This is a genomic window from uncultured Salinicola sp., from assembly GCF_937921195.1.
Lineage (GTDB): Bacteria > Pseudomonadota > Gammaproteobacteria > Pseudomonadales > Halomonadaceae > Salinicola.
In genome coordinates this window covers 1-15105 of the sequence record NZ_CALFQK010000047.1, presented here as the reverse complement: position 1 = coordinate 15105, position 15105 = coordinate 1, and the positions used below count along the sequence as shown (strand labels likewise).

15 protein-coding genes are annotated in these 15105 nt (G+C 63.3%); 3 read left to right on the top strand and 12 right to left on the bottom strand.

Annotated features, from left to right (window positions below):
- Positions 1–173: 173 nt before the first annotated feature.
- The 3 genes from Q0602_RS04120 to Q0602_RS04110 form a co-directional block, all read right to left on the bottom strand.
- Positions 174–1178, bottom strand: a complete 1005-nt coding sequence (locus tag Q0602_RS04120) for an ABC transporter substrate-binding protein (protein WP_298839357.1) — start codon at positions 1176–1178, stop codon at positions 174–176.
- 48 nt (positions 1179–1226) lie between these two features.
- Positions 1227–2186, bottom strand: a complete 960-nt coding sequence (locus tag Q0602_RS04115; RefSeq protein WP_298839354.1) for an ABC transporter substrate-binding protein — start codon at positions 2184–2186, stop codon at positions 1227–1229.
- A 137-nt stretch (positions 2187–2323) separates the two neighbouring features.
- Complete coding sequence (locus tag Q0602_RS04110; protein WP_298839352.1) at positions 2324–3427, bottom strand: LLM class flavin-dependent oxidoreductase; 1104 nt, start codon at positions 3425–3427, stop codon at positions 2324–2326.
- A gap of 335 nt (positions 3428–3762) precedes the next feature.
- On the opposite strand from Q0602_RS04110, the gene Q0602_RS04105 reads away from it, so the two are divergent.
- Positions 3763–5352: a rhodanese homology domain-containing protein gene (locus tag Q0602_RS04105; RefSeq protein ID WP_298839349.1), complete on the top strand. Its 1590-nt coding sequence runs from the start codon at positions 3763–3765 to the stop codon at positions 5350–5352.
- Positions 5353–5483: 131 nt separating this feature from the next.
- On the opposite strand, the gene ssuE is transcribed toward Q0602_RS04105, so the two are convergent.
- The 9 genes from ssuE to Q0602_RS04060 form a co-directional block, all read right to left on the bottom strand.
- On the bottom strand, positions 5484–6059 hold the full coding sequence (gene ssuE, locus Q0602_RS04100; protein ID WP_298839346.1) for an NADPH-dependent FMN reductase: 576 nt from the start codon (positions 6057–6059) through the stop codon (positions 5484–5486).
- A 170-nt stretch (positions 6060–6229) separates the two neighbouring features.
- Positions 6230–7339: a sulfate/molybdate ABC transporter ATP-binding protein gene (locus tag Q0602_RS04095; protein WP_298839343.1), complete on the bottom strand. Its 1110-nt coding sequence runs from the start codon at positions 7337–7339 to the stop codon at positions 6230–6232.
- Positions 7336–8214, bottom strand: coding sequence for a sulfate ABC transporter permease subunit CysW (gene cysW / locus Q0602_RS04090; RefSeq protein WP_298839340.1), 879 nt, complete (start codon positions 8212–8214; stop codon positions 7336–7338). The genes Q0602_RS04095 and cysW overlap by 4 nt, the downstream gene beginning before the upstream one ends.
- A gap of 10 nt (positions 8215–8224) precedes the next feature.
- Positions 8225–9052: a sulfate ABC transporter permease subunit CysT gene (cysT, locus tag Q0602_RS04085; protein WP_149435850.1), complete on the bottom strand. Its 828-nt coding sequence runs from the start codon at positions 9050–9052 to the stop codon at positions 8225–8227.
- A gap of 35 nt (positions 9053–9087) precedes the next feature.
- A complete protein-coding gene (locus tag Q0602_RS04080) occupies positions 9088–10155 on the bottom strand; it encodes a sulfate ABC transporter substrate-binding protein (protein ID WP_298839335.1) in 1068 nt (355 codons plus the stop codon).
- A 128-nt stretch (positions 10156–10283) separates the two neighbouring features.
- Entirely contained in the window at positions 10284–11210 is a 927-nt protein-coding gene (locus Q0602_RS04075; protein WP_298839333.1) for a CysB family HTH-type transcriptional regulator, read from the bottom strand.
- 253 nt (positions 11211–11463) lie between these two features.
- Positions 11464–12117: a methionine ABC transporter permease gene (locus Q0602_RS04070; protein WP_298839330.1), complete on the bottom strand. Its 654-nt coding sequence runs from the start codon at positions 12115–12117 to the stop codon at positions 11464–11466.
- Positions 12098–13201: a methionine ABC transporter ATP-binding protein gene (locus Q0602_RS04065; RefSeq protein WP_298839328.1), complete on the bottom strand. Its 1104-nt coding sequence runs from the start codon at positions 13199–13201 to the stop codon at positions 12098–12100. Before Q0602_RS04065 ends, Q0602_RS04070 begins: the two co-directional genes overlap by 20 nt.
- Positions 13198–14094 (bottom strand): MetQ/NlpA family ABC transporter substrate-binding protein, encoded by an 897-nt coding sequence (locus tag Q0602_RS04060; RefSeq protein WP_298839326.1) that lies wholly within the window; start codon positions 14092–14094, stop codon positions 13198–13200. Before Q0602_RS04060 ends, Q0602_RS04065 begins: the two co-directional genes overlap by 4 nt.
- Before the next feature lie 319 nt (positions 14095–14413).
- On the opposite strand from Q0602_RS04060, the gene Q0602_RS04055 reads away from it, so the two are divergent.
- A complete protein-coding gene (locus Q0602_RS04055) occupies positions 14414–14650 on the top strand; it encodes a hypothetical protein (RefSeq protein ID WP_298839324.1) in 237 nt (78 codons plus the stop codon).
- Positions 14647–15105, top strand: a 459-nt coding sequence (locus Q0602_RS04050) for an LLM class flavin-dependent oxidoreductase (RefSeq protein WP_298839322.1), incomplete at its 3' end; no start/stop codon positions are given. The genes Q0602_RS04055 and Q0602_RS04050, both read left to right, overlap by 4 nt.

The following is a 15105-nucleotide window of genomic DNA, read 5'->3' as shown; positions in this document are numbered from 1 at the left end:
GTATTGAAGAAAGTAACAGCGTCCGATCGTGCTAGTGAAATGAGAAATAAAGAATTGGATATGTAGCGAGACATGGACACTGATAAGCAAATCACGCAGAGCTTTTCGTGATTTTAATTGAAGCTGAGATGCGCCGAGGGCGATCGATGCCATCGGCGCGTCTCGTCTGGGGCTCAGCGTGTCGTGTCGGCGGTCGACGCCGTGTCGGTATGGGTGTTGTCGCGGAGCGCGCGGGTAAAGGCGTCGTCGAACAGTCGCGAGACGTCGTAGGTATCGATCAGGCCGATACCGGCGAAGAAGTCGACCGTCTGCTGGGCGCCATCGATCGCCGCTGGCGTGATCGGCTCGACGCGGGTCCGGGAGCGGGCAAACCACGCCTTGGCGATATCGGGGTCTGCGCGTGTCTTGCCGGCCCAGGCTTCGGCGTAGACATCGGTATGGCCGGGATCGTCCAGCGACCAGGCGCGGGCCCGCTGCACCCGTTGCAGGAAATCGCCGATGATCGCGCGCTTGTCGCCGATGGCGCTGTCGCTGGCAATGATGAAGCTCTGTGCCGGAATCAATCCCTCGGCGGTGGTCAGGACGCGGGCGCCGCGACGTTCAAGCTGTATGACGTAGGGGTCCCATGAGCCGATGGCATCGACCGCGCCACTGTCGAGCGCATGCGAGGCGTCGAGCGCGTCCAGATAGCGCAACTCTACCGCATCGCGAGGAATGCCGGCCTTTGCCAGCGCGTTGAACAGCAGTTGCTGACTCCACGAGCCGCGCCAGATCGCGATGCGTTTGCCGCGCAGGTCCGCCAGCGAGTGGATCGTCGAGTCACCGCGTACCACGATGGCGACGCCATCCAGGTTCTGACGTGAAACGCCGATGATGTTGAAATCGCCTCCCAGCGCACCGAGAAACAGCGGGGGGGCATCGCCGACGAAACCGATGTCGATGTTGCCGGTGTTGAGTGCTTCCGCCACCGGCGAGCCGGAGCTGAACTGCTTCCACTGCACCTCGTAGGGCAGATCGTCGAGCATGCCGGCGGCCTCCATGACCGACAGATTGTTGTAGGCCTGATCGCCGACGACGAGTGTCTTGCTGGCCTGGGCGACAGTGACCATGCCGCCAGCCAGGGCGGAGATGGCGACGAGTGACGACAGCAGTCGGGTGAATCGTTTCAAGCGTGGCAAGGTCGAATACTCCCTGGCTTTAGGGGATGGGGGATGAGAGCTGCGGCGCTAGCGGGCGTCACCCGCTGGCAGTGAAAAGCTTGTATCGAAGGTCTGAGCGACGTCGAGCGGTTTGGGAATCAGGCCGGCACGGTGATAGAAGTCGGCGGTCTGCTGCTGCGCCTCACGAGTGGCATCGTCGATCGCTTCCCAATGCAGCTCGCGGCGCACGTACTGCTGGCGTGCCACCGTTTCCGGGAAGCCGATGATCTCGGCGAGCTTGCGTGCGTACTCGTCGATGTGTTGATAAGACCAGATCTGTGCCTGCTGCAGACGAGCGAGATAGTCCTGGAGAGCGGCCCGTTTGGCGTGATCGGCGATCGCTGCGTCGGTCGCCGCGACGAAACTGTTGCCGGATATCAGGCCATTGCCGGGCGCGACGACGCTGGCACCATCCTCCAGTTCGGCATAGCTCGTGTAGGGCTCCCAGGTGCCCCAGGCGTCCACCGAGCCGTTGGCCAGCGCGATGCGCGCGTCCACCGGTCCCATGAAGCGCAGTTCGGCGTCCTCTGCGGAAAGTCCCGCGCTCTCGAGCGCCTTCAGCGCTACCAGGTGGCCGATCGAACCGCGTCCGACGGCGATCCGTTTGCCCGCGAGATCAGCGGGTTTCTTGATATCGGAATCGCCGTTGGCGATCACGGCGGTGCCGTAGGGATTGGATTTGTCGACCGCGATGGCCTTGACCTCGGCGCCTGCGGCGAGTGCGAAGACGAGCGGGGCATCACCGATGATCCCGGCGTCGACCGCACCGGCGTTGAGCGCCTCGACCAGCGGTGCGGCGGCCGGAAACTCCGACCACTGGATGCGATAGTCGATGCCTGTCAGCGCCTTGGCGGCTTCGAGCTGGGCACGCATGTTGCCCTTCTGGTCGGCGATCCGGAGCGTGACGGGGTCGGCCTGGATCGTAACCGGGAGCAGGACGACGGCAAAGGTCAGTAAGCGTGACAACAGGCGGTGGGCTGGCCGCATGGCGGAGATTCCTTGGTGACGTTGGGATAAGTATTGGATGGTGCGGCGCTCGGCCATGTGCTATGTCAGGCCGGCGAGAAAGGCATCATCGAGAGGCGTCATTCAACACGGTCTCCTTCCGGTCGCTGATCGTGACATCAAGCTGGCTGCGCCTGCGCCTGCGCCTGCGCCTGCGCCTGGGCCTCGCGCTCGGCGACGCGCTGCCTGACCAGTGGGATGAGCTCTCGGCCATACTCCTCGGCATCGTCGATCGGCGAAAAGCCGCGGATCAGGAAGGTGGTCACGCCCAGTTCGTAATAGGCGAGCAGCGCGTCGGCGACCTGCGCCGGTGTGCCGACCAGTGCAGTCGAGTTGTAGCTGCCGCCGACGAGCGCTGCGATTCCCGTCCACAGGCAGCGGTCCACGCGATCGCCCCGGGCCACGGTGTCGCGCAGTCGACGAGCGCCTTCACTATCGGTCTTGGTCGGAAACACCGTGCCTTCTCTCTCCAGCCGCTCGTGAGCCTGGGTACGGATCGTCTCGGCGCGCCGCCATGCCGCGGCCTCGGTCACGCCGAGAATCGGACGAAACGACATGCTGAATTCGATATCGCGGCCATGGCGCGCCGCTTCGGCTCGGACGTTGGCGATGGTCTCGCGCGCCTGCGCCAGTGATTCGCCCCACAGGGCGTAGGTATCGGCGTGCTTGCCCGCAATGCGCTGCGCGATGGGCGACGAGCCACCGAAGTAGACGGGCAGATCGCCTTTCGGCTTGATCGCCGAGTAAGCCGCCTCGGCACGGTAGAACGTGCCCTGGTGATCGAAGGGCGTGTCGCTGCGCCAGACGCGCTTGACAACGTCGAGGTATTCATCGGTGCGTAGATAGCGCTGCTGGTGGGGCTCGTAGTCGCCATCGCGACGCTGCTCAACGTCGCTGCCACCGCTGATGACATGGACTGCCAGCCGGCCATCGACCAGATGGTCCAGCGAGGCGAGCTTGCGTGCCGCCAGGGTCGGGGAGACGAAGCCCGGACGATGGGCGAGCAGTAGCTTCAGGCGGCGGGTGGCCTGTCCGGCCAGCGCGGCGACGATGAAACCGTCGGGTTGATCGGACCAGTAGCCGATGAGGATACGGTCGAATCCCGCCTCCTCGTGGGTGCGCGCGAAACGCTCGATCACCGGCTTGTCGAAGATAATGTCTCCCGGCGGGAGGATTTCGGAGGTTTCCCGGTGGCCGATCATGCCGATGAACTGGACACTCATGCGCTATCTCCTCGCGGATCTTTTCAGGGATTGTTGGCGCCGGCCTCGGGTCGAAAGCACGGCATCGCTGTGGATCTTCGGTCATGGAACGCGATTTTCGAGGGAGAAAGAAATCACAATCATCGAAGTGTTATTCGGCATCAGTCGATGAGCTTTTTCGTCCGCAATGGCTATCGATAGGGTCATGAGGTTATCGATAATCTTGCCGTTACCATCGATGTAATCCTGATAGATTGCTTCCACCTTTCGGCCTGCCGATGCTGGAAAATAGTGAAGCTTGAGCCTGCATTTGTGAAAGCCGGAATTGCCGAATAATTGTCACTCAGGAGATATCGATGTCGCAGCCGCTACGTTATTTTCATGACATTCGCGAAGCGCTCGTCGACTCGCGCGAACTGGCGCTGATCGACGTGCGTGAAGAGGCACGTTTCGCTGAAGCGCACCCGCTGTTCGCTGTCAATCTGCCACTCTCCCGGTTGGAGCTCGACGTGTTGGCGAGAATTCCCCGGCGGGAAACGCCGATCACCCTCTATGACGATGGCGAGGGCCTGGCACAGCGCGCCAGGGATAAGCTGATCGAGATCGATTATCGGGACGTGGCGCTACTCGCCGGTGGTCTGCAAGGGTGGCGGGAGGCCGGTGGCGAACTGTTCCGCGACGTCAACACTCCCAGCAAGGCGTTCGGCGAGTGGGTCGAACACCATCGCGGCACGCCCTCGCTGAGCGCGATCGAGGTCAAGTCACGGATCGAGAAGGGGGCGAATATCGCCATTTTGGATGCGCGCCGGTTCGACGAGTTCGAGACTATGAGTATTCCCGGTGGCGTCAGCGTGCCGGGTGGCGAACTGGCGCTGCGAATCGATGAGCTGGTGCCGGATCCCGCCACCGAGGTGATCGTCAACTGCGCCGGTCGGACACGCAGCCTGATCGGAGCACAGTCGCTCGTCGATATCGGCCTGCCTAATCCCGTCAGTGCGCTGCGCAACGGCACCATCGGCTGGACACTCGAGGGGTTCGAGCTTGTTCGCGGCCAGCGCGCCCGCTATCAGGAGCTTGCGTCCGGCGAGCGTCCGGCACTGCGCGCCAGGGCCAGTGCGCGTGCCCTTGAACTCGCCGCGAGATCCGGCGTGAAACGGCTGTCGCGCGATACCCTAGAGAGTTTCCTCGGTGCTGACCGCACCAGCTATCTGGTCGACGTGCGCGCGCCGGAGGAGTATCGACAGGGCCACTTGCCGGGGTCGCGTTCGGTACCCGGTGGGCAACTGGTGCAGGAGACCGATCACACGCTCGCAGTAAGCGGTGCGCGCGTGGCGCTAATCGACGATGACGGTACCCGGGCCAACATGAGCGCGACCTGGCTGGCGCGGATGGGATGGGAGGTCTTCGTCGTCGACGGCCTGACCTCGGCGGATTTCAGCGAGACTGGCGCGGAGCGCCTACCGCGACCGCCGCTGCCCGAGGTCGCCACGATCTCGCCGGCACACCTGCGCGAACGCCTGGCGGACAGCGAGATCGAGCTGCTCGACGTCACCAGCCACGCCAACTACCGGCGCGCCCATGTGCCGGGAGCGCGGTGGATTCTGCGCGCCGAGCTGGCGGATCACGTCGCGCGGCTACCCGCCACGACATCGGTGGTGCTGACCTGCGCCAGCGATCTGCTGGCCCGCTATGCCTGGGGGGATCTGTCTCCCGCCGACGCCGGCCGGACCCGGGTGCTGGCCGGTGGCACCGCAGCCTGGCGCGTTGCGCAGCTGCCGCTCGAGAGCGGCGATGGCGTAACGTTGTCGCCGACGATAGACCGCTACCGTCGCCCCTACGAGGGCACCGATAGCCCGCGCGAGGCGATGCAGGCGTATTTAGACTGGGAGTTCGGCTTGGTCGAGCAGCTGCGACGCGACGCAACCCACGGTTTCGCGACAAGCTGACGTTGCGAGTGCCGGCAGCGAAGGAAGGCCGGCTTTGCAATCACCTGCCGTGTGAGACTGGCGCCGCCAGTCGCGGAATGGCCCGAAACGGTGCCCCAGGTCTGGGACGCCACTTGGCGTCCCGATGAGAGTCAGGCCAGCGCGAGCCGGGCAGCGTGGCGTGTTCGGGGTTCGGCGCTCGCGGGGGTGATGGCGTCGATCAGTTCGTCAATGACGTCATTCAGGCGTGATTGCAGTTCCTCGCCAAGGCGGTAGCGGCCGTCCATTTCCTTCTCGATATGCAGCGGCGAGGCGTAGACGCCGGCGAGCTGGTGGCGGGCACCCAGCGATGAGAGCACGGGCTTGAGCGCATAGTCGAGCATCAGCAGGTGGTGGTCGCTGCCGCCAGTGGCCAGCGCCAGCACCGTCTTGCGGGTCAGCGCGCCCTGGGGCAGCAGGTCGAGCATCAGCTTGAGACCGCCGCTGAAGGAGGCCTGGTAGACCGGTGTGGCGATAACCACGGCATCGGCGGCGAGGACCTCGTCACGCAGCGCCGCGACGTCGGGGTGGTCCCAGTGCCCCTGAACGAGCGCGGCGGGATCGAAGTCGTCGAGCGTGAAGGACGAGAACCGCGCGTTTGACGCGCCGATTCGCTGTCTGACGTAGTCCAGCATGCTGGTGGAACGGGAGTTGGCGCTAGGGCTGCCGGCGAGAGTGACGATATGCATGACGGTTCTTATCCCAAGGAAGTGTTCGCGTGATACGACACTAGCAGGGCCGATCGGCATCCGATAAATGAGAAATGCTGCAGAGGTTATCGCGATAAGGACGTCTCGCGCGGCGGGTGTCGGGAAGCGTCGGATTCACACGACGCTCCCCGGACAGCGGCAGTGATCCGTTAGATAGCTTCCTCGAGCGCCGGCGCCGTCTCCTGATGAAACCAGTGCAGATGATGTACCCGGATGCCGACCACCTCGCCGACCGCGAGCGCCAGCGTCTTGAAGGTTTGGCGCGTCAGTTCGACTGTCAGGTAGTCGTTCTCGACCTGCGGCCCCTGGACGGTATTCGTGACTGGTGTGACCTCGACGTGATAGCTGCTGCCCATGGGTTGGACGTGGCGAATGCGAACCGGCCACGGCGTGTCGGGGGCGCGAACGATTTCGATGTCGTGCGGCCGTACGAAGGCATCCTGCCTCCTCGAGCGCAGGTTGGCGTCGGCGTTGGGAATCGGCAGTTGCCAGCCGCCGGTGTCGAAGTGGCCGTCGCGAAGGGTGCCATGAAGCACGTTGACACTGCCGATGAAGGTCGAGACGAAGGGAGTGGCCGGGTAGTCGTAGACCGCTTCCGGTGTGCCCACCTGCTCGATGCGGCCGTGATTCATCACCACGATGCGGCTGGCGACCTCCATCGCCTCCTCCTGGTCGTGGGTCACGAACAGGCTGGTCACGTGCAGCTCCTCGTGCAGTCGGCGCAGCCAGCGGCGCAGCTCCTTGCGCACGCTAGCGTCCAGTGCGCCGAACGGCTCGTCCAGCAGCAGATAGTGGGGCTCCACCGCCAGTGCTCGGGCCAGGGCAATGCGCTGACGCTGGCCACCGGAGAGCTGCGTCGGGAAGCGTTTGGCCAGCCAATCGAGCTGAACCAGGTCCAGCAGTTCGTGGACCCGCCGGCGAATCTCGGCCTCCGGCGGGCGCTGGGCGCGGGGTCTGACGCGTAGTCCGTAGGCCACGTTCTCGAATACGCTCATGTGGTTGAACAGCGCATAGTGCTGGAAGACGAAGCCAACCTGGCGATGACGGATCGGTTCGAAGGTCATGTCGCGACCCTCGAGCAGGATGTTGCCGCTGTCGGCGAACTCCATGCCGGCGATGCTGCGCAAGAGCGTCGTCTTGCCACAACCGGAGGGGCCGAGCAGCGCGACCAGCTCGCCGTCGTCGATGGCGAGATCGATGTCGTCGAGCGCGGTGAAATCGCCGTAGCGCTTGGTGAGTTGATTGACCTGAATGCTCATGACGAGGCGTTCTCCCATTGACGTTGCTGGCGCCACTCGACGATCGACTTGATGATCAGCGTGACGATCGCGAGCCCGGCCAGCAGCGTGGCAACGGCGAAGGCGGCGCTGAATTGATATTCGTTGTAGAGGATCTCGACGTGCAGCGGCAGGGTATTGGTGGCACCGCGAATATGACCGGAGACTACCGAGACTGCGCCGAACTCGCCCATCGCACGGGCGTTGCAGAGGATGACGCCATAGAGCAGCCCCCACTTGATGCGCGGCAGCGTGATCGTCCAGAACATGCGCCAGGCGCTGGCGCCGAGCATGATCGAGGCCTCTTCCTGCTCGGACCCCTGTTCCTGCATCAGCGGGATCAGCTCGCGGGCGACGAAGGGCAGCGTCACGAACATCGTCGCCAGCACGATGCCGGGCAGGGCGAAGATGATCGGAAATCCATGGGCGGCGAACCAGCCGCCGAACCAGCCCTGGCTACCGAAGATCAGAATGAACACCAGGCCGGCGATGACCGGTGATACTGAGAAGGGCAGATCGATCAGCGTGGTCAACAGGCTGCGCCCCGGAAACTGGAAACGGGCGATGCACCAGGCCGCGGCGATGCCGAACAGCGTGTTGAGTGGCACGCAGATCAAGGCGGTGATCAGCGTCAGCAGGATGGCGTGGCCGGTATAGGGATCGGTGATGGCGTCTACGTAGGCGCCGACGCCTTCGCGAAACGCCTCGAACAGTACGGCCACCAGCGGCAGAATCAGAAACAGCGCGATGATCAGCAGCGCAAGCGTGCTCAAGGCGTAGCGCACCCACGGGATCGACTCGGTGGGCGCCGTACCGGTCCGCGGGGCCGGTCGCAGGATATTCTGGGTCGTGCTCATGACTCGTTCCTCAGTCGCGTCCGGTGCGTTGGCGTGTCCACTGCTGCAGCCCGTTGATGATCAGCAGCATGACGAAGGCAACCACCAGCGAGGCGAGGGCGATGACGGTGGCCCCCGGATAGTTGTATTGCTCCAGCTTGGTCACGATCAGCAGCGGCACGATTTCCGACTTCATCGGCATGTTGCCGGCGATGAAGATGACCGAACCGTACTCGCCCAAGCCGCGGGCGAACGCCAGCGAAAATCCGGTGAGCAACGCTGGCACCAGCGGCGGCAGCAGCACACGACGAAACGTTTGCCAGCGCGAGGCGCCGAGACTGGTCGAGGCCTCTTCCTGCTGGCGATCGAGATCCTGCAGCACCGGTTCCACGGTTCTGACCACGAAGGGCAGGCCGATGAAGATCAGCGCGATGGTGATTCCCAGCGGTGTGAAGGCCACGCGGATGCCGAGCTCGGCGAAGAACTGGCCCAGCCAGCCATTGGGCGAGTAGAGGGTTGTCAGCACGATACCGGCGACGGCCGTCGGCAGCGCGAACGGCAAATCGATCAGCGAATCCCATGCACGCTTCAGCGGTAGCGGGTATCGGACCAGCACCCAGGCGACGATCAGCCCGAGGAAGAGGTTGAGAAAGGCCGCGGCGAACGCGGTGGAGAAGCTGACCCGGAACGCCGCGAGGACGCGGCGATCCGCCAGCGTGTGCCAGAGTTCGCCGAGACTGAGCTCGGCGGACTTGGTAACCAGAGCCAGCAGCGGGATCAGTACCAGCAGCGAGACGGTGAAGACGGTGACGCCCAGACTCAGTCCGAAGCCGGGGAGCAGTGATCGGCGTTGGCTCATTGCGATCGTGATGTCCTGTCGTCGAAAGGGAATCTTCAGGGTTGATAGATCTGGTCGAACACGCCGCCATCGTCGAAGTAGGTCTTCTGGGCATCGCGCCAACCACCGAAGACTTCATTGACAGTGTGCAGTTCCAGATCGGGGAAGCGTGCCAGATCTTCTTTCGCGGCGTATTCAGGATTGACCGGCCGGTAGTAATTGGCCGCTGCCAGGGCCTGGGCCTCGGGCGAGTAGAGATGCTCGAGATAAGCGTGGGCAGCTTTCTCGGCGGCCTCGCCCTTGTTCTTGACGTTGCCCTCGACCACGGCGACCGGCGGCTCGGCGAGGATGCTGACCGACGGCACGACGATATCGAACTGATCCTTGCCGAGTTCCTGCGTGGCGAGAAACGCTTCGTTTTCCCACGCCAGCAGCACGTCGCCCAGGCCGCGCTGCACGAAGGTGTTGGTGGCGCCGCGAGCGCCGGAGTCGAGCACCGGCACGTGGCGGTAGAGATTGCCCACATATTCCTCGGCGGCGACCTTGGCGGCCTTCACCTCATCGGCATACTGCGGGTTGTCCAGCTTGCCGAGATCGCCTAGCTCACGCTTGAGGACGTAGATCCAGGCGGCTAGGAAATTCCAGCGCGCGCCACCCGATGTCTTCGGGTTCGGGGTGATCACCTCGACGCCATCGCGGGTGAGATCATCCCAATCCTGGATGCCCTTGGGGTTGCCCTTGCGTACCAGGAACACGATGGTCGAGGTGTAGGGGGCGCTGTGATGCGGGAAGGCGCTCTGCCAGTCCTCGGCGACCTTGCCGGTGCGATCGGCGATGGCGTCGATATCGTAACCGAGCGCCAGCGTCACCACGTCCGCCGGCAGGCCGTCGATTACCGAGCGTGCCTGCTTGCCCGAGCCGCCGTGACTCTGCTCGATGGTGACATCATCGCCGGTCTGCTGCTTGTACCACTGGCTGAATAGCGGGTTGTAATCCTGATACAACTCGCGGGTCGGATCGTAGGAGGCATTCAACAGCTGAATGCTTTCCGCGTGAGCGGAGAGGGCGGAGAAGGCGGAGAGGCCGAGGGCGCCCGCGAGGGTAAAGGTCTTGAGTGTTTTCATGTGATCCCCTGATGTCGGTCGTTTTACCCGAGCCCGTGCGCCGAGCCGGTGACAGTCACTCTATCGATCGTGCTTTAGTTACAAAAAGTAATAAAAATTTGATGCTTATCGTTTTACAAGATTAGGGGTCATCGTGCGCCCAGCGCCTGCTGAATCGTCGATTCATCCAATGCATCGCTGCACAGGTGCAGAAACTCGTAGGCGAAGGCGTGCAGGAAGTGGCCACGGCGCAGCGCGAGGTAAGTGGTGTTGCGTGGAAACAGCGCCTGGCCAGAGAGCAGGGCCAGGCCGCGATCGCGCTCGGCATCGTAGGCCAGCGAAGCGATGACCCCGATGCCCAGGCCGAGCTCGACGTAGGTCTTGATCACGTCCGCATCCAGCGCCGTGAGCACCACATTGGGTACCAGCCCCGCCGCCTGGAACGCCTGATCGATACGAGTTCGCCCGGTGAAACCCTCGTGGTAGGTGACGATGGGATAATCGGCGATATCCTCAAGCCGCAGATCGTTCACCCGTGACAGCGGATGGCCTTCGGGAACGACGACGCTGTGATGCCAGTGGTGGAAGGGAAAGCGCACGAACGACGACCCTTCGTCGTTGACGGCTTCGGTGGCGATGCCGATATCCACGCTCCCGCTCTTGAGCAGCGAGACGATTTCCGATGGGCTGCACTGGTGGAGTTCCAGGTTCACCTTGGGAAAGCGCTCCTTGAACTGGGCGACTATCGGCGGCAGAGAGTAGCGGGCCTGGGTGTGAGTGGTAGCGATGGCGAGCCTTCCCTGGTCCTGGTTGGCCAACTGCTGCGCCGAGCGTTTCAGGTTCTCGGCGTCGAGCAGAATGCGCTCGATCGTCTCCAGCAGGGTGCCCCCGGCGGTGGTCAAGCCGAGAATGCGTTTACCACGCCGTTCGAAAAGCTCGACGCCGAGCTCCTCCTCGAGATCGCGAATATGCTTGCTCGCCCCGGACTGGGAGGTGAAGAGTGCGTTAGAGGCTTCGGTCAGGTTGAAGCGCTGGCGCACGGTTTCGCGCACGATGCGTAGCTGCTGAAGGTTCATCACGGGCTCGGCTGGATTTGTATTTCAGGGAATATAAATTCCTGCGGCGAGCACGGAAAATAGCGATTTATAATATCTATATCGAATTAAAAGTAATTCAATTAGGCATTTATGTTATATGTCGTGGCGTGGTGGGGCGCCACGTCCCGCCTGGCAGGCGATGCCAATCGTCTCTGAAGAGTGCGGCATCGGCCGGGAGCTGTCTCGTGTCTGGCGTGTCTCTAGCAGTATCTGGTGTGTGTCGACAAGCCGGTCAACGCCGTTTCAGGCGGTTCACGGTGCGATCGCTGACAAGCTGGATGACCCCTACCATGGCGATGAGCACAATGATGACGGCTGCCATGACCGTCGTGTCGTAGCGCTGGTAGCCGTAGCGGATGGCCAAGTCGCCGAGACCGCCTGCGCCGATGGCGCCGGCCATCGCTGAGGCGCCGATCAGCGCGATAAGGGTGATCGCGAAGCCGCCGATGATGCCTGGCATCGCTTCCGGCAGCAGGACGTCGAAGACGATATGGCGCTTGCGACAGCCCATGGCCTGGGCGGCTTCGATGACACCGGTGCCCACCTCGCGCAGACTGACTTCGGCAATGCGCGCGAAGAAGGGCGTGGCGCTGATGGTCAGTGGTACGATCGCGGCCCACACGCCGATGGTCGTGCCCACCAGCAAGCGCGTCAGCGGGATCAGTGCCACCAGCAGAATGATGAACGGTGTGGCGCGCACCGCGTTGACCACCGACCCGAGCGTTCGATGCAGGCGCGGTGCCGCGAAAATCTGCCCCTTGCCCGTGGTCACCAGCACCACTGCCAGGGCAATGCCCGCCACCCACACGATAGCGGCGGAGATGCCCACCATCAGCAGGGTTTCCAGGGTGGCGTCCCAGAGTGCTTCAAACAGACGCGGCGACATGGCCAAGTACCTCGACGTCGGGATGGGTGGCGGTGACGCTCGGCAGCGTACCATCAGGGATGGCGATCAGCAGTTGGCCATGTGCGTGGCCCTGCAGTCGCTCGATCCGGCTCTGGATCAGTTTCGCCTCGGGGCCGAAGCGGTCGGCGAGGGCGGCCAGCGACAGAGGGTCGCCTTCGCTGCCATCCAGCGACCACTGCAACAGCGCCTGGCCGTCGCGGCCGATCGGGTGGGGCGACAATCGCTCGCGAATATCCTCGGCGAGCGCCAGTGTCAGCGGCGCGAGCAGAGCACGGGTCGCGGGGTGCTGTGGCCGGGCGAAGATCTGCCATACCGGGCCCGACTCCGCCAGTCGGCCGCCTTCCAGCACGGCGACGCGATTGCATACCTGCTGGATGACGGCCATCTCGTGGGTAATCAGCACTACCGTCACGCCTAGCTCGCGATTGATCGAGCGTATCAGGGCGAGAATCGATGCCGTCGTCTCGGGGTCTAGTGCTGAGGTGGCCTCGTCGCAGAGAAGTACGTCCGGTTCGAGCATGAGGGCCCGCGCAATACCCACCCGCTGTTTTTGCCCGCCGGAGAGATGGGCAGGATAGACCGCCGACTTGTCCGCGAGGCCGACGAGATCGAGCATTCTTGCGGTGCGTCGGTGAATCTCGTGCCTGTTCTTGATGCCCGCCGCCTTTAGCGGCAGCGCCAGATTGTCCGCCACGGTCGCCGAATTGAGCAGGTTGAAGTGCTGGAAGATCATGCCGATGCGCTGACGCGCGGCCAATAGTTGCCGGGGTGGCAGACGCTGTATGTCGATGCCGTCGAACAGTACTCGACCTTGGTCGATCGGCTCGAGCCGGTTGATCGCGCGCAGCAGCGTGGACTTGCCGGCGCCGCTGCGCCCGATGATGCCGAAGATATCGCCGCGTCGGATGTCGAGGTCGATCTCCGCGAGCGCCTCGACGCGGGTATGACGCGTGCAATAATGCTTGGAGACATTGTCGATCCGGATGAGGGAGCTCCCGGCATCCAGCGTCGGCGGTGCCGCCGCGTCGAGGCGATTGGTGGAGAAGGTCTCGGCGACCGTCATGGCGTGACCCCCGAAGCGACATTACCGCGATCCTCGATCCCGCCGGCGTCCAGCCAGGCCAGGCGATAGAGTGTGTCATCGCCGAAAGCCTGGTGCAGCGAGGCTCGAACTTCCGGCGCCCGCTGATAGAGGCGGATGAACTGGCGCACACGCGGGTTCTCGACGCTGTCTGGACGGACCACGAAACGCAGCGCGAAAGCGTGCGTGTCATCATGATGGAAGATGAGCGCGTCGGCCGGATTGGTGACGCCCGAGGCCTTGATGTAGTGGGGGTAGCTGATGACGGCGTCGGCGTCCTGATAGGCCCTGGCCAATTGCGGACCCGGCAGTTCGACGAAATCGAGCTGGCGCGGATTGTCGACGATGTCGTAAACGGTGGCGTGATAGCCGATATCCGCTGGCAGCGTGATCAATCCTGCCTGCTGTAGCAGCAGCAGCCCCCGGCCCTGATTGACCGGATCATCGGCGATGGCGATCGTGCTGCCCGGGGCGATGTCGTCGATGCGGTTTGCCGTCTTCGAGTAGAGCCCCATGAGACCCTCCACGCCGTACGCCAGCGGCACCAGATCGAAGCCCTGGGACTTCTCGGCGTTGTCGAGAAACGGCTCGTGTTGGAAATAGTTGATGTCGATGTCGCCGTTGGCCAGCGCGGTGTTGGGCAGCACCCAGTCGCTGAATTCGATGACCTCGACGTCCAGCCCCTCAGCCTTTGCCAGGTCTGCCGCCTCATGGACGGAGTCGACGATCAGACCGTTGGAAACGACGCCGACCTTCAAGGGGTCGGCATGGGCCTGGGTTGCCAGCAACACCGTCAGCGCCGCCAACGATGCGATCAGGTATCGAACTGGCGCGCGCCCTAAGCCGAGGCGATGACCGAAGAAAAGTTGCTGCATGGTGAAGTTGCCCCCGAGTCTTGATTTTCGGCGCTGACGCCGCCGATGGATATCGAACGCACAACGCTCGGCGCTCGAATGGCGTTTGATAGCGACGACGCTATCGAAAGACGTGAAGGGTGCAAAATGAATCGTGACGGATTGCTTTTCAGGGATTGAAAATCACCGGAAGGCGGCTCTTTTTCGATAAAGAAGCGGAATTTTTTTGCTAGAAGAACGGAAAAAGCAAAGCAGAAATGCTTGTTTGTCGAGTCGGCTTTTCAGCGCTTGAATGGGCTCGTTCTTCGACACCATCTCAAGCCACGGGATACTCGTCACGATGCGCCAGTGCCATTTTCATCTGTTACAACCCTCGACCTGGCTCGATAGATGGCGGGCCTATCTCCGGGCATCTCACGCTTCGCCGCGCAAAGCGAGCCATCGGCGTCCCGATGTCGACGAGTACGCTCTCGCCTGCATCGCGTCGGCGGGTATCTGCCCCTGGGTGCCGTTCATCGTCGTGAACTGGGACGAATTGGCGGCGTACGCCGATGACGATACCAGGGTCACGCCATGACGCGTCAGATGCACTTGTCGGCCTTTCTTCTGGCCGGCCCCGTCGTTCACAGCCATGCGGTGTGGCGCCATCCCGAAACGCATGGACACTATCTCGAACCCGAGTATTACGCGCGGGTCGCCGAGACCGTCGAGGCGGGACTGTTCGATTTCCTCTTCTTCGCCGACCGGCTGGCGGTGGGCGACCAGATGGGCGGATCCCGCGACACGGCGTTGCGTCACGGTGCGCAGGACGCGACGCGTCTGGACCCGCTGCCCGTGCTCTCATACCTCGTCGGGGAGACCCGGCGACTCGGCCTGGGGGCGACACGCTCGACCACCTACTACGAGCCGGCCCACGTGGCTCGCGCTTTCGCCACACTGGATCATCTCTCGCGGGGGCGGGCAGCCTGGAACATAGTGACCTCGATGAACGACAGCGAGGGGCGGCTGTTTGGCCATGAGCGTCACTTGGAT